This window comes from Lysinibacillus sp. NPDC056959, from assembly GCF_042674095.1.
Lineage (GTDB): Bacteria > Bacillota > Bacilli > Bacillales_A > Planococcaceae > Lysinibacillus > Lysinibacillus zambalensis.
Map to the genome: position 1 here is coordinate 1 of NZ_JBHURE010000014.1, position 23,781 is coordinate 23,781.

Here is a 23,781-nt window from a genome sequence, read left to right on the forward strand (position 1 = left end):
CACACCCGTTCCCATACCGAACACGGAAGTTAAGCTCTTTAGCGCCGATGGTAGTTGGGGGCTTCCCCCTGTGAGAGTAGGACGTCGCTAGGCATTATACCCAGGAGGATTAGCTCAGCTGGGAGAGCACCTGCCTTACAAGCAGGGGGTCGGCGGTTCGAGCCCGTCATCCTCCACCATTTTTTAATCAAGCACTCTATTATCGCGGGGTGGAGCAGTGGTAGCTCGTCGGGCTCATAACCCGAAGGTCGTTGGTTCAAATCCGGCCCCCGCAACCAAAATGGTCCCGTGGTGTAGCGGTTAACATGCCTGCCTGTCACGCAGGAGATCGCCGGTTCGATCCCGGTCGGGACCGCCATTTTTTTTTTTTTGCCGGTGTAGCTCAGTTGGTAGAGCAACTGACTTGTAATCAGTAGGTCGTGGGTTCGACTCCTATCGCCGGCATCATCCCTCGGAGGGGTAGCGAAGAGGCTAAACGCGGCGGACTGTAAATCCGCTCCTTAGGGTTCGGCGGTTCGAATCCGTCCCCCTCCACCATTTTTAGGGGCATAGTTCAACGGTAGAATAGAGGTCTCCAAAACCTTTGGTGTGGGTTCGATTCCTACTGCCCCTGCCAGGTTTCTAGGTACTCGTTATCAAACACTACTGTGATTATATATAGTGGCGATTGTGGCGAAGTGGTTAACGCACCGGATTGTGGTTCCGGCATTCGTGGGTTCGATTCCCATCAGTCGCCCCATTTTAATAATTGGGGTATAGCCAAGCGGTAAGGCAACGGATTTTGATTCCGTCATGCCTAGGTTCGAATCCTAGTACCCCAGCCATTCATTTTTTAATAGGAGCCATTAGCTCAGTTGGTAGAGCATCTGACTTTTAATCAGAGGGTCGAAGGTTCGAGTCCTTCATGGCTCATCAGTTTTTATAAATGCGCCCGTAGCTCAATTGGATAGAGCGTCTGACTACGGATCAGAAGGTTATGGGTTCGACTCCTGTCGGGCGCGCCAAATAAAGCCTAATAGTATCGGAATGTAGCTCAGCTTGGTAGAGCACTTGGTTTGGGACCAAGGGGTCGTAGGTTCGAATCCTGTCATTCCGACCATCTTTCCTAACAAGGGGCCTTAGCTCAGCTGGGAGAGCGCCTGCCTTGCACGCAGGAGGTCAGCGGTTCGATCCCGCTAGGCTCCACCATTTATATATTACGGAGGTATACCCAAGTCTGGCTGAAGGGATCGGTCTTGAAAACCGACAGGCGGGTAACACCGCGCGGGGGTTCGAATCCCTCTACCTCCTCCATATTTTTTTCGGGTCAGTAGCTCAGTTGGTAGAGCATTAGATTGAAGCTCTAAGTGTCGGCGGTTCGATTCCGTCCTGACCCACCATCTGCGGGTGTAGTTTAATGGTAAAACCTCAGCCTTCCAAGCTGATGTCGTGAGTTCGATTCTCATCACCCGCTCCAAAATAATGGGCCTATAGCTCAGCTGGTTAGAGCGCACGCCTGATAAGCGTGAGGTCGATGGTTCGAGTCCATTTAGGCCCACCATTATTCCGAAGTAGCTCAGTTGGTAGTAGCACCTGACTGTTAATCAGGTTGTCGCAGGTTCGAGTCCTGCCTTCGGAGCCACGGCCCCTTGGTCAAGTGGTTAAGACACCGCCCTTTCACGGCGGTAACACGGGTTCGAATCCCGTAGGGGTCATCAAGCATGTTGCACATTCGTGTAACATGCTTTTTTTATGCCAATTAAAAGCTAAAAAGGATCACCCTTTGTGTTAAGGAAGTTTTATTTCGAATAGCCGTGTTATAACGTCTATTCCTAAGTATTGCGAAGGGCTTAATCATGATAAAAAAAATCGGTTTTGCAACTGAAGATATCTCTTGTATAACCAATTTCTACATACAAAAAGGCTTTGTCCTTTATAATCCCCTGAAATTCTCATAATAGCACTTGAAGCGAAGGTGTCTATCTTTTCCCTAATCCCAAAAAATGATAAGAAATATTGAACAAAGTATTTCATATATAAAATATGTATGTTTTTTTGCAGATTTTTTCGTGGTGATAATAGTTCCATTCCTCTAATATGAGGGTAGATGGAGGAGTTCGATATGAATTTACATGAAGTACAACGATTTTTAGAACTTTATCAAGTAGAGCAAGACGAGTCAAAAACATGGCTAGAAAATAAATTACAGTATATTAAAACAACTGGAGAATATATACCGACAACGGAAGAACTAATCTTTGGTGCACGAGTGGCGTGGCGTAATAGTAATAAATGTATTGGTCGATTGTTTTGGCAATCGCTGCATGTTGTTGATGCCCGTGATCTTTCACATGAAGAGGATATCTTCAACACTTTGCTTAAACATATTCAATACGCAACAAATGATGGGAAAATTCGTCCGACAATAACGATTTTTGCACCAGGGCGAGTACGTATATGGAATCATCAGCTAATTCGCTATGCTGGCTATGAAACGGAATCTGGAATCGTTGGTGATCTGCATTCCGTTGCGTTTACAAAAGTATGTGAATCACTTGGCTGGCAGGGTGAGAGAACAGCATTTGATGTGCTTCCGCTTGTCGTACAGGTGGATGATAGAGAGCCACAAGTGTTTATAATCCCTGACGAATATGTACTAGAGGTACCGATTCGCCACCCAGAATCTTCTCAAGTAGAAAAACTAGGATTAAAATGGTATGCAGTGCCGATTATTTCGAGCATGCGCTTCCAAATGGCAGGTATCGACTTTGAGGCAGCTCCATTCAATGGTTGGTATATGGGTACAGAAATTGGGGCACGTAATTTAGCAGATCATGATCGCTATAATATGCTACCCGCTATAGCAGAAATTTTTAACCTTGATACAACTAAACAGGCTTCTCTATGGCGTGACCGAGCATTAGTTGAGCTGAATATGGCCGTTCTACATTCTTTTAAAGAAGATGGTGTGAGCATTGTAGATCATCATACAGCTGCACAACAATTTAAATTGTTTGAGGAAGCAGAAGCAGCAGCAAATCGCGAGGTGACAGGCAATTGGACATGGTTGATTCCACCTCTTTCACCAGCTACAACCCATATTTATCACAAGCCTTATGTTAATGTTTACAATACACCGAACTATTTTTATCAGAAACCACCTTATTAATAGAGAAAGGCAGCTCACGTTAACTTTATTTCAGCGAGTGTCCAAACACTCGCTGAAATAAGATTATGAGCTACCTTTTTTAATTTACATATTCATTTTTAGAAGCTCTAAATGAACATAAGAAGAGTATGAATGCTACGACAACAAATAACCAACCAGTGATATCCCAGCCACCAAATATATCATGTAAATAACCAAATAAAATTGGACCGATTGCGGCTAATAAATATCCTAATGATTGTGCAAAACCTGATAAATCAGCTGCCTCAAAAGCGGTACGGGTACGTAATGTAAAGAACATCATCGCTAATGAGAATGAAGCTCCTCCGGCTAAGCCTAGTAGTACCATCCAAAGTATAGCGAGGTTCGTCCATTCCATTACTAGTCCGATAAAGCCAATTAAGTAAAATGCCGTAAACATGAATACGAGAGGTCGTTGAGATGTCATTTTACTAGCAATAATAGGGACAGCTAAGGCCATTGGGACTTGTGAAAATTGCATGATGGAAAACATCCATCCTGCACGATCTGCAGCTAATCCTTGTGCTATATATATTTCAGGAATCCAAGCAGCGGTTGTATAGAATAATAACGACTGAAATCCCATAGCTCCCGCTACTGCCCAAGTAACAGGTGATTTCCATAAAGGTGTACGTTCTTTCGTAGTTTTAACATTAGGCTCTGGCTTATTAAATTTCAACTGTGGAATCCAAATTAAAATGGTTAACGCCACAAGAACAAGTGCGACTGCCAGAGCACCTTGCCAGCCAATGGATGAATGGGCAACAGGATAGCTAATGCCAGCGCCAAGCCCAGCTGTCAAATTCATCGACATTGTGAAAAATGCCATAAGCAAACCTACGTGATAAGGAAACTTCAATTTAAGTAATCCTGGAATAAGTACGTTACCGAATGAAATGGCTATACCAATTAGCGCAGTGCCAAATACGAGTAAACTAGTTGTGCCGAGGGAGCGTAGTACAATCCCTAATGCCAAAAGAATAGTCGATAAAAATAATGTTAGTTCTAGCCCTATTTTACGTGCGACAATTGGTACAAAAGGTGAGATAATTGCAAAAGCTAGCAATGGGATTGTTGTTAGAAAGCCCGCTAATGCATAGGATATGCCGAGGTCTTCTCGGATAAAGGAAATAATAGGTCCAACAACTGTTAGTGGCATCCGTAATGTCGAGCCAATACAAATTACGCCGATCACTAGTAATAAGGTTGTACCTTTCCAGTTAATTTTCCTGCTAGGATAAGTATCGGTATGTTCATGAGTAGTCAAATAAATCCCCCCTGTTAGAACAATTATGATTGAACCACTATACCACTTTATCACAATAATAAAAATAGTTGAAAATTCACAAAATATAGAATGTTACTCGAGTTGTTGAAATGCCATATGTCATATGTTAGAATAATATTCATCATAAATTTAATAATATGCCTCATGTTTATATTGAGGTAGAGGTCGCGGTATTTAAGAGTATGCTAATGGAAATGACAAGCATTTAAGATATTAGTTGAAAGGAAATACTGCCGAAGTGTGAGGGGACTTGAAAACCTCATGCTGGGGCTGTCTCCGAAAGGAACAGAACTGTCACGTTTGGACAACGTGTTGAGCTATCATTTTGAAAGAACAGAGGATTCTTAGCCATCACTGCCGTTCATGTGATGGCATTTTTTTCGCCTCTTAAAAGGAAGGAAGCTAAATTGTGAGTGAAATAAAAGTCAATCAGCTCGGCCATAAAGCGCCAAAGTTGAAAAAAGAATTAAAAAGCCGTCACATTACAATGATTTCATTAGGCGGTACAATCGGTACAGGATTGTTTTTAGCTAGTGGTGGTGCCATTGCACAGGCAGGCCCTGGCGGTGCGCTTCTTGCTTATGCATTAATCGGTATCATGGTTTATTTTTTAATGACGAGCTTAGGCGAAATGGCAGCCTATATGCCATCATCGGGCTCATTTAGTACGTATGCTACAAAATTTGTGGATCCAGCTCTAGGCTTTGCACTTGGTTGGAACTATTGGTACAACTGGGCAATTACAATTGCGGCAGAAATTTCAGCTGTATCATTGATTATGAAATATTGGTTTCCAGATAGCTCTTCAGCACTTTGGACTGTTTTATTTATTGCTGTCGTTTTAACGTTCAATCTATTATCGGTAAAAAGCTATGGTGAAAGTGAATATTGGTTTGCCATGATAAAGGTTGTAACTGTAATCATTTTTATTATCATCAGTTTCTTAATGATATTTGGTATTTTAGGAGGAAATGCTCCGGTAGGCTTTACGAATTTCTTTATTAGTGATGGACCATTCCACGGTGGTTTCCTTGCTACATTTGGTATTTTCTTAGCTGCGGGATTCTCGTTCCAAGGAACAGAATTACTTGGAATAACAGCGGGTGAAACAGATGATCCTGGTAAAAATATTCCGAAAGCTGTTAAGTCCGTTTTCTGGCGAATTCTTTTATTCTATATTTTAGCGATCGGTGCAATTGGTCTGTTGATTCCGTTTACAGACGCACGTTTGCTATCTGAAGATATCGCTGTTTCACCGTTTACACTGGTGTTCGACCGTTTAGGAATTGCCTTTGCTGCATCATTGATGAATGCTATTATTCTAACGGCAATGCTGTCAGCAGGGAATTCAGGGCTGTACGCATCTTCTCGTATGCTTTGGCAATTAGCGGTAGATGGACATGCACCTAAATTTTTCGCTAAACTAAGCCGTCGAGGTATTCCAATTTACGCATTACTGGCGACTTTAGCTGTAGGCTCTCTAGCATTTTTAGCTTCATTCTTTGGTGATGGTGTGGTCTACATGTGGCTTCTAAATGCCTCTGGGATGTCAGGCTTCATTGCTTGGCTAGGAATTGCATTTAGCCATTACCGTTTCCGTCGAGCGTTCGACGTACAGGGCTTAGATCCGAAATTGTTGCCGTATAAAGCAAAATTATTCCCATTCGGTCCGCTATTTGCCTTTACGGTTTGTATGATTGTTGTTATTGGACAAAACTACAGTGCATTTATGGGTGGTTCAGTAGATTGGTACGGAGTCCTTGTCTCGTATATCGGTATTCCACTGTTCTTACTGTTATGGCTTGGCTATAAAATTAAGCATAAAACAAAAATGCTTCCACTTGAGCAATGTGATTTAAAAGTAGATTAATAAATAATAAACTGTCCTGTGAGCCATAGAAAATGGCTTGCAGGGCAGTTTTTTTTAGTTGAAAAATGAATTGGCAAGCTCAAACATACAATCTTGTCAGAGAAAAATTAAATCCTTTAAGCCCCAAACCCCCGCATCCCCATAATAGTAATCATTGATCCATTTTTATATTTTAGGATCTTCAGATAAAATTACTGGAGAAAATAAAAGTGGACTTTAGCTTTTCAGACCGTCCCTCCATTTTTGGTGCCCAACCTTAATATGGTAAACTGTTTTAGAATGAATAACCACCAAATTTTGGTTATGTCATTTGTTGAAACGTATATCGTTTATCTTCATTCAGTAGAAATAGCTGTACGTAAAAGCTTAATAGGTGAGGACAAATTTCAACCATTAGGTATTCAAGAATATCAGTGGTACGAGGATAAGAAGAAAATTAGTAAAGGGGCAGATGGTCTTTTATTAAAGGCAGAAGATATGATGAAAGTGGGGCTCTTAGTTTTAAAGAAAGGCGTATATAAAGAGAAAAGGATAGTTTCAGAGGATTGGATTAACCATTCGATAAAGCCGAATTTAATGACTTATGAAAAAATCGGTTATTACGGGATGCATTGGTGGGTAAATAAACAGAATGTAACTAAAGCTTTTTCGGAAGATAATCAATATTTCTTTGCATTAGGCTTTGGGGGGCAATATATTTTTATTTGGCCAAAGGAAGAACTAGTTATTACTATCACAGGTGATTTGTATGAAACTAGTTTATTACCGCTTCAATTAATAAAGGATCACATCTTGAGATAATCGTTAGGATGATGAGCCAATAAAATGAAATTTTTACATTTTAGAATAGAGGTGCATGGAAGTGCAAAAGCACATTTTACTAGTAGAAGATGATGAAGCCATTCGTGAAATGGTAGAAAGCTATTTAACGATGGAGGGATTCCTTGTCACCTCTGCAGTAAATGGAGAAGAAGCAGTACAAAATTGTTTAAACAATCCCTTTGATTTAGTAATCTTGGATATTATGATACCGAAGCTTAATGGATTAGAAGTTTTAAAGATTATACGAGAGCAAGCATCACTTCCAATTATCATCATGTCAGCGAAGGATAGTGATGTTGATAAAGCATTAGGGTTAGGATTAGGGGCAGATGATTATATTGCCAAGCCGTTTTCGATGCTGGAGTTTTCGGCACGTGTCAAAGCCGCAATTAGAAGAGCTACAAAATACTCCGGTCAAGTAGTGGATAAGGCAGATATAGTAGAGATAGACAACTTATTGATAGACCTTGTTAATTTTTCGGTTGAGAAGAATGGACAAAATGTAAAGCTCACGTCAAAGGAATTTGCTATTTTAACGCTATTCGTGACAAATCGTAATCGAGTTTTTACGAAGCAGCAAATTTATCAATTGATTTGGAATGATGCTTACTATGGAGATGAAAATATTATTAATGTACATATAAGAAGATTACGAGAAAAAATTGAAGACGATCCGTCCAACCCAAAGTATATTAAAACGCTTTGGGGGATCGGCTACAAATTTGAAGGGTAAACATCATGATTATATGTCTATTGCTAATTATTGTATTACTCGTAGGAATTATTATTTTTCAGATGAAGGCAAAGCAACAACAAGATGATGAGATTCAATACATGCATAAAAAGCTGCAAACAATCATTGATGAACAATCGAACGAAAAGATTTTAGTATCGACAGGTAATCAAGAATTACAGCAGCTACTAATCGCGATGAATGCATTGTTAGACCACAACCAAAAAGTGCAAGCAACACATCTGAAAATGGAAGAGTCTATGAAAAAAATGTTGGCCAATATTTCGCATGATCTTAAAACACCTTTAACTGTTGTGCTAGGTTATACGGAAATGCTGCAGCTACAGCCATCACTTAGTGACGAGGAGCGGCAGCGCTTGCTCACTGGCGTTCATTCGAAAACATTGGACGTATTAAAAATAATCCATACATTTTTTGATTTGGCAAAATTGGAGGCTGGAGATACAGATTACCCAATGACGAAAATTAACGTAAGTGAAATTTGCCGGAAAAACATTTTATCATTTTACGATATGGTCATGTCATTGGGGTTAGAGATTGATATAACAATACCGGAGATATCTGTATATGCACTTGGTAATGAGGAAGCATTAGATAGAGTTTTGAATAATTTATTGTCAAATGCGATTGCCTATGGGGCGGCAGGAAACATCCTTGGACTCACAGTAAGAACTGATGATACGAATATTTGTATTGATGTATGGGATCATGGTAAAGGGATTGACGAATATCATATCGATAATGTTTTTGAAAGAATGTATACGCTTGAGGATTCTAGAAATAAATCCTTCCAAGGGAGTGGACTTGGCTTAACGATTACAAAACGTCTTGTAGAATTAATGGATGGCTCCATCCAGCTTTCCAGTATCCCATATGAGAAGACCATTTTTACGATTTCACTAAAACGAATGATGTATTGAACAACCGTGCTTGTAGAGCATTTAAAATGCTTTACAGGCTTTTCTTCTGCGCTTAAGAAATTTGTAAGAATCCATTAATAAATTAGAGAGTTTCATTTTTTATAATAAGGATAGTTAAATGTAAGGGAGAGATTTACATGACATATATTGTGAAGACAAATCAGCTTACGAAAGTGTTTGAGGGGAAAGAAGTCGTTTCTGCTGTTACTATGCATGTGAAAAAAGGAGAGATCTACGGTTTTTTAGGTCCTAATGGTGCCGGAAAAACGACAGTCATGAAAATGCTGACAAATCTTACGAAGCCAATGAGTGGAGATATTGAAATCTTTGGTGAGAAATTAAATGACCGCTCATACGAAGTGCTGAAAAGGATGGGGACGATTATTGAATACCCAATTTTTTATGAAAATTTAACGGCAAAGGAAACTTTAGAATTACATTGCGAATATATGGGCTATTATGACAAGAAAGAAATTGCGCATGTTCTAGATTTAGTAAAACTAACAAACACGGAAAATAAACGTGTAAAAGACTTTTCCCTTGGAATGAAACAACGCCTGGGTATTGCACGTGCAATTATTACGAAGCCGGAACTACTTATTTTAGATGAACCGATTAATGGGCTAGATCCAGTCGGCATTAAAGAGCTTCGAGAGTTATTCAAGATGCTTTGTAAAGAGTATGGCATTACAATTATGATTTCTAGCCACATTTTGGGTGAAATTGAACAGTTGGCAGATACAGTTGGAGTTATTAAGGATGGGAGATTAATGAAGGAAGTATCTATGGACGCTGTCAATCGTAGTCAGTCAAATTATATAGAATTGATTGTTAATGATGGGAAAAAGGCTGCCTTTATTTTAGAAAGTAAATTAAATATTACTAATTTCAAACTAGTGGATGACAATTGTATTCGAATTTATGAATTGACGGCTTCGCAAAAGGTGCTATCTAAAACATTGATTGAGCATGATCTTGAAATTGAGGGCATTAGCAAAAAAACAAGCTCATTAGAGGATTATTTCTTGAAGTTAATCAATGGAGGTGTCACTAGTGCTTAATTTAATGCATTTAGAAATGAAAAAATATCATATTGGTTCATATATAAAACGAGCTGTCTTCGCAAATTTTGTAATACTAGCTGTTATATTTATGCTTATATTTATCACTAAAGTAGAAGGTGATGTAGATTTTAGAACTTATCAGACGGCATTAGGCATGATAGATTCATTTGTAAGAGCAGTATTTATTATTTTTGCTAGTGTGTTAATCGCCAAGTTTATTATTGGAGAATTTAAATATAAAACGATCACTGTAGCCTTTATGTACCCGATCAATAGAAAAAAACTAATTGCTTCAAAGCTAGCCATAGTTGTTCTTTTTACCTTTAGTGCAATTGTTTTATCAACTATATTTGTCACAGCCATTTTTTGTGCTGTTAGTGAGAGTTTTCAATTGCTCCCAGATACGTTATCGGTATCTATCGTCATACAACGAATTCCCGCTGTGATCATGAATGCAGTTTCAGCATCATGCATCGCTTTAATACCATTGTATTTCGGTATGAGAAAATACTCTATTCCGGCAACGATTGTATCATCTATATTAATTGTATCAGTCGTATCATCAAATTCGGGTAGCTTCACCTTGTATGATATTATTTTTATACCTATCACTTTAGCGATTATCGGTATAAGCGTGGCCTACTTATCATTTCGGAACATTGAGAAGATAGATATTTAAGGGTAAAAAAATAGCGCATTGTAGTAGGTGTGAAAATTGTTGAAACGTATGCCATATATTAGTTGATCTTCTTTACGACTGGGCGACTCCTTGGGGATTAGCGATAGAGGAACGAAGGATAAAAGCATCACATCCTGTGATAACGCCTTCGTGACCGCCCCGACGCCCCCAGGAAAGCGCCCAGTCGGAACGGAAATCAATCACACGTAATGGAGTAAGTCTTTTACATGTAGAAATGCCCGCCACAAAATCAAATTTGAGGTTTTGTGGCGGGCATTTTTTTAACCAAATATTGTTTGCCATAATAAATAAACATTTAAAGTAACTACAATCACCACGACGATCCATCCTAATATAGTTGTAATACGATGGTTGACTAGGCTTCCCATGATGTCACGCTTACTTGTAAACAGTACAAGTGGTACAAGAGCAAATGCGATACCAAAGGATAGAATAACCTGACTTAGGACAAGCGCATAAGTCGCATTCACACCGGATGCAATGATGACTAGAGGCGGTAACATTGTAACAGCTCGGCGTAAATAGAGCGGTATTTTTTTTCTAATAAAGCCCTGCATCACAACGTCACCTGCAAGTGTACCGACTGAAGAACTAGCAAGACCTGCAATGAGAAGGCCAAGACCAAAGGACACTGCCGCCATTGGACCAAGCGCCTCTTTTAAACCGTTATAAGCGATATCTAAATCTTCAACTACTACGCCTTGTGTATGGAATACTGCCGCAGCAATAACAAGCATACTCATATTGATGGCACCGGCAATAATCATCGCGATAATAATATCAATAAACTCAAAACGGAAAATCCGTTTCTTCTCTTTATCATTTCGGCCAACGATGCGATTTTGGGTTAACGAAGAATGCAAGTAAATAGCGTGTGGCATGACAGTTGCCCCTAAAATACCCGTTGCGAGTAAAATAGAATCTACGCCCTCAAAGCGCGGTGTGAACATGCCCATTGTTGCTTCGCCCCAATTTGGCTGTGCTAAAAATGTTTGGAATGCAAATGCTAATACGACGATAAGCACCATGCCAGAAATGCCTGCTTCAAATGCTCTAAAGCCTCTGCGTTGCAATTCTAAAATAGCAAATGAGCCAACTGCTGTAATAAGCGCTGCAGGCAGCATTGGAATATTGAATAACAAGTATAGCCCTAATGCAGCACCAATAAATTCTGCAAGGTCTGTTGCAATAATGACCAATTCAGCCTGGATCCATAAAAAGATAGACGTTTTTTTAGAAAAATGTTCACGTGATACTTCGGGTAAATTTTTACCTGTAGCAATACCAAGCTTTGCTGACAAGGATTGAATTAACACTGCCATTAAATTAGAAAAAGCGATTACCCAAAGCAATAAATAGCCATATTGTGAACCTGCTGTAATATTTGTTGCGAAGTTGCCTGGATCAATATAGGCAACTGCTGCGATGAAGGCTGGACCAAGAAACGGTAAGATTCGTCGCCAACCTGTTATATCTCCATCTAAAACTGCCTCAGCAGACGATTTTGTCATTCGTTTGTAAACCATGTTGTTCCCTCATTTCAAAAAGTATCATCAATGAAATAAAGTTTCCTAGAGGAAAACGATATACTACTATTCTATAGCTTTAGGAAAAAAATGTGAAGATTTTTGCCCATTATTATTTTTTGCTCAGTAATGTAGTTAAAGTATGCACAAATTAAATATGGAGTATTAAAAAATGTGTACTCGACATGGTTTTAGGATGTGGATTTTTAAACTTGGAAGACTGCTGTGCTGAGATCGTGTTTGTTGTCGAGCTTAATTTATTGTTCTTCTCATCATTTTCTAATTAGACTTCCACCCTTAGTATCGTTTACGATGAAAAGAAAATGATGAGGACTGATTCGACATGACCAATCGAATTTTAATAATAGAGGATGAAGAGAATATCGCAAGAGTTCTACAGTTAGAGCTTCAATTTGAGGGTTATAAAGCTGATATGGCACATACAGGGACAGATGGTTTGCTTAAATATCGTGAGCAACAATGGGATTTAATCTTACTGGATGTGATGTTACCCGAGATGAGCGGGATTGATGTACTAAAACGGATTCGTGCAACAGAATCACAGACACCTGTAATTATGCTAACTGCAAAGAGTGAAGTGGAAGATAAGGTAAAGGGTCTGGATCTTGGAGCAAATGATTATATAACGAAGCCGTTTGATATTGAAGAATTACTTGCTCGCATTCGGACTGCTTTAAGATTCTCTCAAAAAGGAAATCTACAACAAGCCGAGCAGACATTTGGGCAATTGTCTATTAATGAACAGACACGCGAGGTAATTTATTATGGAAAAGAACTTCAATTGACACCCCGTGAATATGAGTTGCTTTTATATTTACTAAAGCATCCAAAGCAAGTACTGGCTAGGGAGCAAATTTTAGAGGCTGTATGGGGTTATGACTATTACGGTGATACGAATGTTGTGGATGTTTATATCCGCTATGTACGACAAAAGCTTGAAGCTGCTAACGATACACCAATTATCCAAACGGTGCGTGGTGTAGGGTATGTGCTAAAGGAGCACAAACATGAGACTTAAAACAAAAATTCATCTGCTAACAACATTATTAATGCTCGTTTTATTAGTAGCTACAAATAGTGGTATTTACTTTTTGTATGAGAAGTTTGCTTATCATACCGAATATAAACAGCTCCAAGCACGAGCAAATGAACTAAGCTCGACATTAAGTCAGTTAAACGAGCAAACCGACTTACAGCAAGTCTTAAGAGCTTATATGCCAACAGATGGCGCAGTCTATATTGATGATGGACAGAACTTAAAAATGAAAGTTCAGGCTACGCTAGAGATGCCTGATGTTCCGTACATTACCTTTACAATGCCGGCTATTTGGATGGACGGAACCGTTGTCCAAATAAAATTAAAACAGTCAATGGAAGAAGTGGCGAGCACATTAGGTTTGCTAAAAGCGATATTGGTGGTCGTATCAATCGTTGCGACAATACCTATATTTTTAGCGAGTTTAGCGCTCGGTCGCCTTATTTTATTGCCACTCGATCGTTTAAATGAAACGATGCTTAAAAGTGCTACGACGGGTAAGTATGAAAAAATTGAAATACCCGATCAGGGTGGGGACGAGTTAACAAACATTCATCGTACTTTTAACATGATGATGGAGAAGCTTGAGCAGCATTATCAAAAGCAACAGCAATTTGTATCGAATGCTTCCCATGAATTAAAAACGCCCATTACAGTAATTGAAAGCTATGCAAAATTGCTAGTACGTAGAGGCTTTGAAAATAAAGAGGTAGCACAGGAATCACTACAAGCCATTGTAAATGAATCAGCGCGCATGCATGAAATGGTGTTGCAATTACTTGAGCTAGCCAAAAATAACGAGCATTTTGAAGTACATTGCATGCAGATAGAGCTTGACCCCTTTTTAAAGAAGATTGCTTTACAAATGCAACAAGCTTATCATCGCTCATTCATTGTCGAGGATAAAATGCCAAATGCTATTTATAGTGACGAAAAAATGTTGAGGCAACTGCTGTTCATTTTACTTGATAATGCCCGTAAATATAGTGAGGATGAAGTCCTCATACACGCTAAAGAAACTACCACTCATGTTCTTATTACGATTCAAGATTTTGGAGCGGGGATTCCAAATGAGCATATTACCCATTTATTTGAACGTTTTTATCGTGTGAATGAGGACCGTAATCGTAAAACTGGAGGGTCTGGCTTAGGGTTGGCTATTGCTCATGAGCTTGCAGGGCAATTAGGCATTACGATCGATGTTGAAAGTACACTTGGTGAGGGCTCAAGCTTTACATTACGAGTACCAAAGGAGGGGCAACAATGAAAAAATGGCTATCGATAATTGTTGCCATCATCATTCTTTGGAGTGTAACACTATGGTATGCTCAAAATCGCTTTTTTCATGCCGAGCCTCTAAGTGAAGCAGAGGCCATTGACCATATTGAAACAATCTACAACGGTCATGTAACAAAGGCTAAAAAGCAAGGAAACGGCTATGAAATAATATTTACGCGAGATAGAGCCACTTACACAGCGATACTAAATCCTACTACTCAACAAATTAAAGCGTTAAAACTGATGGAGGCAGAAAGTAAATTATTGTTAACAGAATCGCAAATACGTCAATTTGTTAAAAAAGAATATGGGCGTGTAGAAAGTGTTAAGTTAACAGACCGTGTTTACACCGTAAGAGTTGAAAAAGAGGATAGGCAAAAAGAGTTGGCCCTCGATGCTTTTACAGGTGAGGTGTTATCTGAAAAAAATGTTCAACCAATTGAGCGACCTGAAGAAGAAAAAATTATTTCTGAACCGCAAGCAATAAAGATTGCCCTCCAACAACTAAATGGAGAAGTGGATTCAGTTGATTATGAGGAAACAGCGGATGGTGGCTACTATTTAGTTGAAATTGAAACGAAAGATGACGAAGCTGTTTTTCAAATACATGCAGTCTCAGGAAAAGTTATGTCCGTTACTTGGGATGACGATCATTAAGGCCTTCTCATGAAATTCTAATGTTTCTCTTATCGTCCTTTCATCTTTGCTTGATAAACTAAAAATAGTTAAAGCGAAACTTCGTTCAGAGGGGCTTTCTTCATCTTCGAAGATAAGGGGAACACAAGCTATTACACCATGGTGCAGCTTGTGTGACCAACATCTGTTGCTCTGAACCAACCGGACATTTACTGGATCTTACTGCCAGTTATGTGCGGAATAAAACAAAGGAGAGGTGGACATATGAACATGAAAAAAATGATTTTAATCCCAGCGTTAGTCGGTGCACTTGGTGTTGGTGCTGTTATTGGCTCAACAACATTATTAACAGGTAATGCTCAAGAGAAGAAGATCGTAACAATGCAGGAAATTGAGAAAAAGGCGCTAGCGGTTGTCAATGGAACGGTAGCTGATATTGAGTTAGACCAGAATCGTTATCGTTCTGTCTATGAGGTAGAAGTTCATACAGATACAGGAGAATATGACTTGAAATTTGATGCCTATACAGGGAAGCTGCTAAAGCAAAAGAAGGAACGTCGAGATGACGATGATCTGGATGTTCATGTAACTGCTGCCACTCCAACAACTAAAATCACAAAAGAGCAGGCTATTGAAAAGGCATTAACGAAAGCAAATGGCACAGTGACTACAATTAAGCTTGATGATGGTATTTATGAAATCGAAATTAAAAATGGTCAGTATGAATACGAAGTTGATGTTGATGCATCTACAGGAGAAATTGTAAGCTTCGAACAAGATAAGGAAGACTAATATGCTAAAGCTATCTTAAAAGTAGAGGAATACTTTTAAGATAGCTTTTTATGTTATTGATATTACGAGCGGCACAATGTAGGTAATTAAACTATCGATATGTCTATGTTTTTACCACCTAACAATGAAATATTTTCTTCTTTACTTTTTTTAATTACAGGCGTAATATGACATCATTATAAAAGTTTCAAATTTCTAAATCGCTGAAGCAATTAGACGCGGGGGAACCAATTTTTACGGATTACATAAGTAATCCTTGGGGTGAATCTCTTCATTTTTGAAGGGTAGGGCTACTCAGGCCCGAATCCGACAGCTAACCTCGTAAGCGTTAAGAGCAGAAAAGTGGAGCTTGGCAGACGAATGAGCGTCTACAAGTCTTGTTTAGTGATGACTTGTAGGCTTTTTTTGTCTTCATTCTAAAAATGAAACAAGGCCCCAGTGAACGGCACAAAACCGATTATGCTAAAGTGTAATCGATTTAGAAATGCGAAACACATTCTATGAAACTAGAAGGTGTTGAATATGAAATCCTCATTAAAGCGTTATATTATCGGTAAACCATTGAGATCTGAAGCGTTAGGAGAACAAAAGCTTAGTAAAACAAAAGCACTAGCCATACTATCGTCCGATGCGTTGTCATCAGTTGCGTATGGACCTGAGCAAATTTTAATCGTACTTATGGCAGTAAGTACTGTTGCCTTTTGGTACTCTCTACCGATTGCTGCTGGGGTAGTTGTGTTACTGACTGCACTTATTTTCTCGTATCGTCAGGTTATTTTTGCGTATCCACATGGTGGTGGTGCTTATGTAGTTTCTCGGGAAAATTTAGGTGTTAATGCTGGTCTAGTCGCTGGTGGGTCATTGCTTGTCGATTATATTTTAACAGTTGCGGTAAGTGTATCGGCTGGAACGGATGCCATTACTTCGGCTTTTCCAAGTTTGCATCCCTATAATGTGATAATCGCTGTGTTTTTTGTTATCTGTTTAACGCTTTTGAACCTACGTGGTGTCACAGAATCTGCATCCATTTTAGCGTATCCCGTTTATTTGTTTGTAGTAGTGATGCTGGTGTTAATCGGAGTAGGGATTTTTAACGTAATGACAGGTCAAGTTTCAGCAGAGTTGCATCCAAAGGTCGGTACACCAGTTGCAGGTATCAGTCTATTTATATTATTAAAGGCATTTGCATCCGGAAGTTCAGCTTTGACTGGTGTTGAAGCAATCTCGAATGCTATTCCTAATTTTAGAGACCCAGCGCCGAAAAATGCGTCTAAAACATTATTAGCTATGGGTGGCATTTTAGCAGTTTTATTTATTGGTATTGTGAGCTTAGCTTATTTTTATGGAGTTGCTCCCAATGCGAAAGAAACGGTTGTTTCGCAAATTGCCGAGGCAAGTGTAGGTCGTCATATCTTTTATTATATAGTGCAAGGAACAACAGCAATGATATTAGTACTTGCTGCGAATACGGGTTATTCAGCGTTTCCTTTATTAGCTGTCAATTTATCGAAGGACGGCTTTATCCCAAGAATATTCCAGATTCGTGGGGATCGACTTGGTTATTCAAATGGCATCATAATGCTTGGTTTAGCGGCCATTGTTTTAATCATTTTATTTGATGGAACAACAGAGCATTTGATTCCGCTTTATGCAGTTGGTGTTTTTATTCCGTTTACTTTAGCGCAGGCTGGAATGATGCGAAAATGGTGGCGTGAAAAGCCAAAAGGTTGGGTGGGTAAATTTTCAATCAATACGATTGGAGCGGTCATTTCCTTCGTTGTAGCGATGATGTTTTTTGTGACAAAATTGCCTCAAGTATGGCCAGTGTTTATCTTTTTACCAATTATTATTTGGACTTTTCACCGGATTAAGCAGCATTACCAAACAGTTGGTGAACAACTAAGATTAGATCATGAGGAATTACCGAATGTAGAGGGGAATGTCTTCATTGTACCTGTCGCTGGTATTACGAAAGTAGTCGAAAACACATTGCATTACGTGCAGTCATTAAATGTTGATAAAGTTATTGCCTTTTATGTTGCATTCGATCAAGCGGATGCAAAAGCGTTTGAAGAGAAGTGGAAAGCTTGGCAGCCAAATGTACGGCTTGTCACATACTATTCACCATATCGAAGTATTACGCAGCCGTTAATGAAATTTATTGATAAAGTTGAACATCAATGTGCGAAAACAGGCCATCAAGTAACAGTCATCATACCACAGTTTTTACCAAAAAAAGGATGGCATCATATGTTACACAATCAATCGAGTCTATTAATTCGCACGTCGCTGTTATTTCACAAAAATATCGTTATTATGACTGTGCCCTTCCATTTATCAAAATAATGACTAGCAAGCTCGAAAATTGTCTGATATAATCATTACGTTGATTGTAAAACACGAACGTTTGCAATTGAAAGTTAGTAAAATAATAGTAAATTCCGAAAAAACAGACTTTATTCAGTGTAAGATACAAGCACATACCGAATAAAGTGCCATTTTTGGAAATAATGCCAAGGCATAATTGAATAATATTTCACTCATATAATAGCGAGAATATGGCTCGCAAGTCTCTACCGATTTTCCGTAAAAAAATCGACTATGGGTAGCAATGCTTTAGAAGACTTTATATAAGATGTTTTCTATTCGTTTCGACGTTTTTACGCTGAATGCTTGCTCCACTCGTAGATGACTGGAATCAAAGTATTCAGCGTTTTTTTGTTATTTGGAATGAGTATTTCTTCTATAATAACGCCTTTGTGACAACGGCATCATGTTACTGACGCTGCGTTAGCACGGCGCTTTCGGTTATTTGCTCTTAAAAATTTATTACTATAAGAAAGAAGGCTATAAAGGAAATGAAGTTATTACACGACAAAATTGTGCAAGAAGGTAAAGTTCTATCTTCATCTGTATTAAAAGTAGACTCGTTTTTAAACCACCAAATTGACCCAATGCTTATGAAAGAAATTGGTCATGAGTTTGCCACTCGATTCTCTGATCAAGTGATTACAAAAATATTAACGATCGAATCTTCAGGTATCGCACCATCTGTTATGCTAGGGCTTGAAATCGGTGCTCCTGTAGTGTTTGCACGTAAACGTAAATCATTAACACTATCTGATAATCTTTATAATTCAAAAGTACATTCTTTCACAAAAAATGAAACAAATGATATTTCAGTATCACGTAGTTTCTTAAATGAAGATGATAACATTCTAATTGTTGACGATTTCTTAGCTAATGGCGAAGCTGTTAAAGGTTTGCTTGATATCGCAGCACAAGCTGGTGCAAATGTTGTGGGCGTAGGCATTGTTATTGAAAAAGGCTTCCAAGACGGTGGGAAATTATTACGCCAGCAAGGGGTTCGCGTGGAATCATTAGCAATTGTAGATTCTCTTGAGGATGGCAAAGTAACATTTGCTCCGGAGGCTAATGCGTAATGAATACCGTTAAATCGACGACGCTAGCTATTCAACATTTACTTGCGATGTATGCAGGTGCCATTTTAGTGCCACTGATTATCGGTGGGGCAATTGGCTTTGATTCAACACAAATGACGTATTTAGTAGCGATTGACATTATGATGTGTGGGGTCGCAACGCTTTTACAAGTGTATTCAGGTAAATTTATCGGTATTGGTTTGCCGGTAGTACTAGGCTGTACATTTACAGCGGTTAGTCCGATTATTGCAATTGGTACTAATCCTGAACAAGGCATTACTGATATTTATGGATCTATTATTGCATCAGGTGTAATCATCATGATTATTGCAGGCTTTTTTGGTAAGTTAGTAAAGTTCTTCCCGCCAGTTGTTACAGGCTCGGTCGTGTCGATTATCGGTATCTCTTTATTACCAGTAGCTTTAAATAATATGGCAGGTGGACAAGGTGCAGAAGACTTTGCATCGGGTTCGAATGTAACTTTAGCGTTTATTACATTAGTCATTATTTTAGTCGTTTATCGTTTTTCTACGGGCTTCATTCGTGCAATTTCCATTTTAGTTGGATTAGTTGCGGGGACAATCCTAGGCGTATTTATGGATATGGTTGATTTTAGCCCAGTTTCAGATGCTGACGTATTACACATGGTTCAGCCATTTTACTTCGGGATGCCAACATTTAATGCATCTGCGATTATTACAATGACGCTTGTAGGAATGGTTTCTTTAGTAGAATCAACAGGGGTTTATTTTGCACTAAGTGATATTTGTAAGAAAAAATTAGATTCAAAAGATTTAGCACGTGGGTATCGTTCTGAAGGTTTTGCTTCTGTGATCGGCGGTATTTTCAACGCTTTCCCATATACAACGTTCTCACAAAACGTGGGACTTACACGTATGTCGGGGGTAAAAGACCGTAAAGTCATTTACATTACAGGTGGTTTACTAGTAGCACTTGGCTTCCTACCAAAAATCGCAGCGTTAACAACGATCATTCCAACACCAGTACTTGGTGCGGCAATGCTTGCGATGTTCGGTATGGTTATTACGCAAGGTATGGGCATGCTAGTACCTGTTATGAATGAATCAGCGGAAAACGCCATGATTGCTGCAATTGCAGTCAGCCTAGGTGTCGGCGTATCGGTTGTTCCGGGAATTTTCGAATCGCTGCCAGAAAGCGTTTCTCTTCTAACATCTAACGGTATCGTCTGTGGTTCTGTCACAGCGATTATTCTTAATATTTTATTTAACATGATTGGGCCAAAGCATAAAGAAGACCCGATGCATGGGGAAGTTTAAAAATTTAATAACGTTCATCTAAATACCCTACGTATTTTGATGAAAAGAACGTTGTCACCTCCTTTTATCTATTGATGTAGATGAAAGGAGGTGACATTTTTTTTATGCGGAAACAAGGCTGTTTCTACAGCAAGACTTCTTCATGGAACAAGTCACCCCTGATGGAATTGCTTTTTAGCTGTAAAAACAGTAAATACAATATTTGTAACGAAGAAATATATAAAACTAAAAATGCTCAACAGTATAAGCGTCGCTGCCTCTAAATTAAAATCATCCTCTGTATTTAACTCATCACCTGTGCCTAAAGAAAAAATGGTGAGTAATACAATCGATGGTAAAACAATTAAAATACTTAAACATAACGCAATGACATTGACCACTAGAATCGAGGTTTTCCACATTTTAATATTATTCAACGTTTTCTTTGATAAGAAAATAATATTAATTATATATAACAGTGTTACTAAGGTAAAAGGTAATATACATATTAATAAGTAGAATGACATTCCAAGCACCTCGCTCTTAAACTATTTTATTTGATTTCAATTAACTAATATAGTGTAATTTTACACTGTTTATGTCGTTTGTCAATGCACTATCTTTTAAACTGCCTTTTTATGACATACAGTATAATAGAAGGGGATTGAAATAAATGCGTTTTTAATAGGAGGCAAACAAGGATTTATCCGGATAGAAATCATTGAGGTTTTTTGATTTCCGAATGAAACTAGTTATTTGGGTGGATACGAAGTTAAAGGGAAAATTGATATAAAAAGTGGAAACTATTTTGTAAAAGACGCAGAATTATGGTTTTCAACTGGTCAGATCTAATCGATTGGGGCAGATTACTATAGAAGGGTATTTCCAAGAGTTTTTTAGTGAAGAAAATAAACTGCATTTTGAATTTGAAAGTGAACAAAGTTATTTGTTATCTTCGTTTGAAGAAATAAGAAAGATAGTTTTCCATTATGGCGGTTTAGAAGGTAAAAGGAGATAGTGGTGTCTTATTGTACGTACAGGGGCGAAAAAACTGTGGTAAAAATTGGTTGTTGAAATACAGATGGATGTGGAATAATATGAACCATATGGAAAGGATGGTTATAAATGAATTTAAAAACTGCTAAAGAAGTTATTGAAGAACTACAAGTAACCATGGAGTCACATATGTCTTCAGAAGAAAAAATGAAATTGGAAGTTTGGTTAAAAGAGTATTACATAGATGAACTAATAAAGAAGAAAGTACCGATGAATTCGGATTGCTAGTCATGTAAATGAGGCACTTCTTTTTCGGAGTTGTCCTTTTGGTTCTGTCACGCGATTATCCGCAACATTTTGTTCAACATGATTGGGCAAAGCATAAGGAAGACCTGATGAATAGGAAAGCATAAAGGTTTTCAATAAAAAACAAGATGTCATCTACTTCTATAGTAGGTGGCATTTTTTATGAGACTAGATGTTTAGTTTTTAATTAGTAGGGAATCTATAAAATAGAAACATATCACTAGAATGTAATTCGGTATATCGACATACATTTATAGATATAAAACTACTTTTTGAAAGGTCTCTTACAAAATGCAAAGTATATTTTTGATTGTATTACTTCAATTGGTTTATGTGCCTTTTTTAACGTTACGTACAATATTTTTAGTGAAGAACATAACGTTCCTTGCTGCCATATTCGGTATGCTGGAAATGTTAGTGTATGTATTCGGCCTTTCTCTTGTCTTTAATGGAGACCAAAGTATTTTAGCGATGGTTGTTTATGCTGCTGGTTTTGGTTTAGGTATTTTTCTAGGTGCTAAAATTGAGCGGAAACTGGCGATTGGCTATGTCTATGCGACAATCAATACGCAAAGTAAGAACGAAGAGCTCGTGAATTTTCTCCGTAATGAAGGCTTTGCTGTGACGATTTATATTGGTGAAGGTAGAGATAGTAATCGCTATAAATATGAAATATTAACAAAGAGAAATCGTGAGACAGAATTGTTCCAAATTGTGGAGCATTATGAACCAAATGCTTTTATTATTTCTTATGAGCCAAAATCATTTAAAGGTGGATTTTTACTGAAACGAATGAAGGCAAAAAATAAATAGTCTTTTCCAAGCTCTCTGTGTATATGCAGAAGGGCTTTTTTGGTTCATCACCAAAAGTTGTGGATGACTTTGTTAAAACGTCTATTATGTAAATAAGTTGATCTTCGTTACGACTGGGCGACTCCTTGGGATCAGCAATAGAGGAACGAAGGCTAAATGCATCACGTCCTGTGATAACGCATTCGTGACCAACAATAAATGTTTTCTGCGCGAAAGCGAAGCGTCAGCGGCAAAAAGCGGCAGCGTCAGCAACAAATGTTTTAACTTCGCGACAGTGGGAAAGGCCAAGTCGGAACGGAAATCAACCACACGTTTTGGTGACGATACATTTTTTGTATTCACACAATTTATAGAGGAATTTAGCGACTGAGCTCGATAAAAAATATTAATACGATTACACCGACTGACGTGAACAATAACATGTTCAAATCGATTCTTTCATACTATAAAAACATGCAAGTCTCGAAGGGGTGTTGTATGTATTTTTTTACGAAAGGCTTAGTCATTCTTATAGGAAGTGTCGCGATATCATTAGGGATTAATCTATTCTTAACGCCCTATCAAATTTTAGATGGGGGTGTTGTAGGGATAGCGCTTATTTTACATTATTTATATAACCTTAAAATAGGTTTAATGATTATCATAATTAGCATCCCTATTTTTATTATTTCTTGGTATAAATATAGAGCGTATTTTTACAATAGTATACATGGATTATTAGCATCTTCTCTTAGTATTGATTTGCTAAAATCTGTTCGGAATTTTATTCAAGTAGATGCCCTCTATAGCGCCATTTTTGGAGGGGTACTTATGGGTTTTGGTGTTGGTTTGATGCTTAGATTTCAGACAAGCACTGGTGGTACAGATTTGATTGCACAATTTTTAAGTGAAAAGACTGGGGTTAACGTTGGAATCCTTATTTTTATAATCGATTCCATAGTCATTGTCGTAGGGGGACTGCTTTTATCTACTAGTACATTATGGCTTTCCATTATTACAATTTTAGTCGTAGGGATTACTACAAGTATCATGACTAGTCGTGTTTAATAAAAAAATAGCTTCAGTAGCAC

The 23,781-nt window shown here is 38.3% G+C and carries 20 protein-coding genes, 18 tRNA genes, 1 rRNA gene and 3 riboswitches; of the genes, 36 read left to right on the top strand and 3 right to left on the bottom strand.

What is annotated here, in order from left to right:
- From rrf to ACFTQ7_RS15690, 20 genes are all read left to right on the top strand, one after another.
- Nucleotides 1-93, top strand: a 5S ribosomal RNA gene (rrf, locus tag ACFTQ7_RS15595); the annotation flags it as partial.
- Nucleotides 94-103: 10 nt separating this feature from the next.
- A tRNA-Val gene (locus ACFTQ7_RS15600) sits at nucleotides 104-179 on the top strand.
- A 24-nt stretch (nucleotides 180-203) separates the two neighbouring features.
- Nucleotides 204-278: transfer RNA gene (locus ACFTQ7_RS15605), tRNA-Met, on the top strand.
- 4 nt (nucleotides 279-282) lie between these two features.
- Nucleotides 283-358: transfer RNA gene (locus ACFTQ7_RS15610), tRNA-Asp, on the top strand.
- A gap of 13 nt (nucleotides 359-371) precedes the next feature.
- Nucleotides 372-444, top strand: a tRNA-Thr gene (locus ACFTQ7_RS15615).
- Between the two features lie 9 nt (nucleotides 445-453).
- Nucleotides 454-537, top strand: a tRNA-Tyr gene (locus tag ACFTQ7_RS15620).
- A 5-nt stretch (nucleotides 538-542) separates the two neighbouring features.
- Nucleotides 543-616 (top strand) — tRNA-Trp (locus ACFTQ7_RS15625).
- A gap of 47 nt (nucleotides 617-663) precedes the next feature.
- Nucleotides 664-739, top strand: a tRNA-His gene (locus tag ACFTQ7_RS15630).
- Nucleotides 740-749: 10 nt separating this feature from the next.
- Nucleotides 750-824 (top strand) — tRNA-Gln (locus ACFTQ7_RS15635).
- A 15-nt stretch (nucleotides 825-839) separates the two neighbouring features.
- Nucleotides 840-912, top strand: a tRNA-Lys gene (locus ACFTQ7_RS15640).
- A 15-nt stretch (nucleotides 913-927) separates the two neighbouring features.
- Nucleotides 928-1,004: transfer RNA gene (locus ACFTQ7_RS15645), tRNA-Arg, on the top strand.
- An 18-nt stretch (nucleotides 1,005-1,022) separates the two neighbouring features.
- Nucleotides 1,023-1,099: transfer RNA gene (locus ACFTQ7_RS15650), tRNA-Pro, on the top strand.
- Between the two features lie 13 nt (nucleotides 1,100-1,112).
- Nucleotides 1,113-1,188: transfer RNA gene (locus tag ACFTQ7_RS15655), tRNA-Ala, on the top strand.
- 12 nt (nucleotides 1,189-1,200) lie between these two features.
- A tRNA-Ser gene (locus ACFTQ7_RS15660) sits at nucleotides 1,201-1,293 on the top strand.
- A 10-nt stretch (nucleotides 1,294-1,303) separates the two neighbouring features.
- Nucleotides 1,304-1,379: transfer RNA gene (locus ACFTQ7_RS15665), tRNA-Phe, on the top strand.
- 3 nt (nucleotides 1,380-1,382) lie between these two features.
- Nucleotides 1,383-1,456 (top strand) — tRNA-Gly (locus tag ACFTQ7_RS15670).
- 7 nt (nucleotides 1,457-1,463) lie between these two features.
- Nucleotides 1,464-1,540 (top strand) — tRNA-Ile (locus tag ACFTQ7_RS15675).
- Between the two features lie 4 nt (nucleotides 1,541-1,544).
- Nucleotides 1,545-1,621 (top strand) — tRNA-Asn (locus ACFTQ7_RS15680).
- A 1-nt stretch (nucleotide 1,622) separates the two neighbouring features.
- A tRNA-Glu gene (locus tag ACFTQ7_RS15685) sits at nucleotides 1,623-1,694 on the top strand.
- Between the two features lie 407 nt (nucleotides 1,695-2,101).
- Nucleotides 2,102-3,148: a nitric oxide synthase oxygenase gene (locus ACFTQ7_RS15690; protein WP_386829850.1), complete on the top strand. Its 1,047-nt coding sequence runs from the start codon at nucleotides 2,102-2,104 to the stop codon at nucleotides 3,146-3,148.
- 79 nt (nucleotides 3,149-3,227) lie between these two features.
- On the opposite strand, the gene ACFTQ7_RS15695 is transcribed toward ACFTQ7_RS15690, so the two are convergent.
- Nucleotides 3,228-4,436 carry a CynX/NimT family MFS transporter gene (locus ACFTQ7_RS15695; RefSeq protein WP_386829851.1) on the bottom strand — a complete coding sequence of 403 codons (1,209 nt, stop codon included), beginning with the start codon at nucleotides 4,434-4,436 and terminating at the stop codon, nucleotides 3,228-3,230.
- Between the two features lie 172 nt (nucleotides 4,437-4,608).
- Nucleotides 4,609-4,785, top strand: a riboswitch (Lysine riboswitch).
- 81 nt (nucleotides 4,786-4,866) lie between these two features.
- Here ACFTQ7_RS15695 and ACFTQ7_RS15700 point away from each other — a divergent pair.
- The 6 genes from ACFTQ7_RS15700 to ACFTQ7_RS15725 all read left to right on the top strand — a co-directional run bounded on the left by ACFTQ7_RS15700 (nucleotide 4,867) and on the right by ACFTQ7_RS15725 (nucleotide 10,566).
- Nucleotides 4,867-6,327 (top strand): amino acid permease, encoded by a 1,461-nt coding sequence (locus ACFTQ7_RS15700; RefSeq protein WP_386829852.1) that lies wholly within the window; start codon nucleotides 4,867-4,869, stop codon nucleotides 6,325-6,327.
- A 261-nt stretch (nucleotides 6,328-6,588) separates the two neighbouring features.
- Nucleotides 6,589-7,128, top strand: a complete 540-nt coding sequence (locus ACFTQ7_RS15705) for a serine hydrolase domain-containing protein (RefSeq protein WP_386829853.1) — start codon at nucleotides 6,589-6,591, stop codon at nucleotides 7,126-7,128.
- 61 nt (nucleotides 7,129-7,189) lie between these two features.
- Nucleotides 7,190-7,882: a response regulator transcription factor gene (locus ACFTQ7_RS15710; protein WP_386829854.1), complete on the top strand. Its 693-nt coding sequence runs from the start codon at nucleotides 7,190-7,192 to the stop codon at nucleotides 7,880-7,882.
- A gap of 5 nt (nucleotides 7,883-7,887) precedes the next feature.
- A complete protein-coding gene (locus ACFTQ7_RS15715) occupies nucleotides 7,888-8,823 on the top strand; it encodes a sensor histidine kinase (RefSeq protein WP_386829855.1) in 936 nt (311 codons plus the stop codon).
- Between the two features lie 137 nt (nucleotides 8,824-8,960).
- Nucleotides 8,961-9,884 (top strand): ABC transporter ATP-binding protein, encoded by a 924-nt coding sequence (locus ACFTQ7_RS15720; protein WP_386829856.1) that lies wholly within the window; start codon nucleotides 8,961-8,963, stop codon nucleotides 9,882-9,884.
- The gene (locus ACFTQ7_RS15725) at nucleotides 9,877-10,566 is read left to right on the top strand and encodes an ABC transporter permease (RefSeq protein WP_386829857.1); all 690 of its coding nucleotides are present in this window, start codon (nucleotides 9,877-9,879) and stop codon (nucleotides 10,564-10,566) included. Before ACFTQ7_RS15720 ends, ACFTQ7_RS15725 begins: the two co-directional genes overlap by 8 nt.
- Before the next feature lie 281 nt (nucleotides 10,567-10,847).
- Here ACFTQ7_RS15725 and ACFTQ7_RS15730 read toward each other — a convergent pair whose 3' ends face one another.
- Nucleotides 10,848-12,113: an Nramp family divalent metal transporter gene (locus tag ACFTQ7_RS15730; RefSeq protein ID WP_349661629.1), complete on the bottom strand. Its 1,266-nt coding sequence runs from the start codon at nucleotides 12,111-12,113 to the stop codon at nucleotides 10,848-10,850.
- Between the two features lie 343 nt (nucleotides 12,114-12,456).
- Here ACFTQ7_RS15730 and ACFTQ7_RS15735 point away from each other — a divergent pair, with 343 nt between their 5' ends.
- The 7 genes from ACFTQ7_RS15735 to ACFTQ7_RS15765 all read left to right on the top strand — a co-directional run bounded on the left by ACFTQ7_RS15735 (nucleotide 12,457) and on the right by ACFTQ7_RS15765 (nucleotide 20,617).
- A complete protein-coding gene (locus ACFTQ7_RS15735) occupies nucleotides 12,457-13,152 on the top strand; it encodes a response regulator transcription factor (RefSeq protein WP_386829858.1) in 696 nt (231 codons plus the stop codon).
- Nucleotides 13,142-14,437, top strand: coding sequence for a sensor histidine kinase (locus tag ACFTQ7_RS15740; protein ID WP_386829859.1), 1,296 nt, complete (start codon nucleotides 13,142-13,144; stop codon nucleotides 14,435-14,437). The genes ACFTQ7_RS15735 and ACFTQ7_RS15740 overlap by 11 nt, the downstream gene beginning before the upstream one ends.
- Nucleotides 14,434-15,105 carry a PepSY domain-containing protein gene (locus ACFTQ7_RS15745; protein WP_386829860.1) on the top strand — a complete coding sequence of 224 codons (672 nt, stop codon included), beginning with the start codon at nucleotides 14,434-14,436 and terminating at the stop codon, nucleotides 15,103-15,105. Before ACFTQ7_RS15740 ends, ACFTQ7_RS15745 begins: the two co-directional genes overlap by 4 nt.
- A 243-nt stretch (nucleotides 15,106-15,348) precedes the next feature.
- Nucleotides 15,349-15,876 (top strand): PepSY domain-containing protein, encoded by a 528-nt coding sequence (locus tag ACFTQ7_RS15750; RefSeq protein ID WP_386829861.1) that lies wholly within the window; start codon nucleotides 15,349-15,351, stop codon nucleotides 15,874-15,876.
- 191 nt (nucleotides 15,877-16,067) lie between these two features.
- Nucleotides 16,068-16,218: riboswitch (cyclic di-AMP (ydaO/yuaA leader) on the top strand.
- A gap of 180 nt (nucleotides 16,219-16,398) precedes the next feature.
- On the top strand, nucleotides 16,399-18,222 hold the full coding sequence (locus ACFTQ7_RS15755; protein WP_386829862.1) for an APC family permease: 1,824 nt from the start codon (nucleotides 16,399-16,401) through the stop codon (nucleotides 18,220-18,222).
- Nucleotides 18,223-18,396: 174 nt separating this feature from the next.
- A riboswitch (purine riboswitch) is annotated at nucleotides 18,397-18,498 on the top strand.
- A 236-nt stretch (nucleotides 18,499-18,734) separates the two neighbouring features.
- A complete protein-coding gene (locus ACFTQ7_RS15760) occupies nucleotides 18,735-19,319 on the top strand; it encodes a xanthine phosphoribosyltransferase (RefSeq protein ID WP_079562994.1) in 585 nt (194 codons plus the stop codon).
- Entirely contained in the window at nucleotides 19,319-20,617 is a 1,299-nt protein-coding gene (locus ACFTQ7_RS15765) for a nucleobase:cation symporter-2 family protein (protein WP_349661623.1), read from the top strand. Before ACFTQ7_RS15760 ends, ACFTQ7_RS15765 begins: the two co-directional genes overlap by 1 nt.
- A gap of 152 nt (nucleotides 20,618-20,769) precedes the next feature.
- On the opposite strand, the gene ACFTQ7_RS15770 is transcribed toward ACFTQ7_RS15765, so the two are convergent.
- The gene (locus tag ACFTQ7_RS15770; RefSeq protein WP_386829863.1) at nucleotides 20,770-21,123 is read right to left on the bottom strand and encodes a hypothetical protein; all 354 of its coding nucleotides are present in this window, start codon (nucleotides 21,121-21,123) and stop codon (nucleotides 20,770-20,772) included.
- Between the two features lie 598 nt (nucleotides 21,124-21,721).
- Here ACFTQ7_RS15770 and ACFTQ7_RS15775 point away from each other — a divergent pair.
- From ACFTQ7_RS15775 to ACFTQ7_RS15785, 3 genes are all read left to right on the top strand, one after another.
- Nucleotides 21,722-21,880, top strand: a complete 159-nt coding sequence (locus tag ACFTQ7_RS15775) for a hypothetical protein (protein ID WP_170939023.1) — start codon at nucleotides 21,722-21,724, stop codon at nucleotides 21,878-21,880.
- A 309-nt stretch (nucleotides 21,881-22,189) separates the two neighbouring features.
- Nucleotides 22,190-22,711 (top strand): DUF2179 domain-containing protein, encoded by a 522-nt coding sequence (locus ACFTQ7_RS15780; RefSeq protein ID WP_349661619.1) that lies wholly within the window; start codon nucleotides 22,190-22,192, stop codon nucleotides 22,709-22,711.
- A 477-nt stretch (nucleotides 22,712-23,188) separates the two neighbouring features.
- On the top strand, nucleotides 23,189-23,758 hold the full coding sequence (locus ACFTQ7_RS15785; protein WP_349661618.1) for a YitT family protein: 570 nt from the start codon (nucleotides 23,189-23,191) through the stop codon (nucleotides 23,756-23,758).
- Nucleotides 23,759-23,781 lie beyond the last annotated feature (23 nt).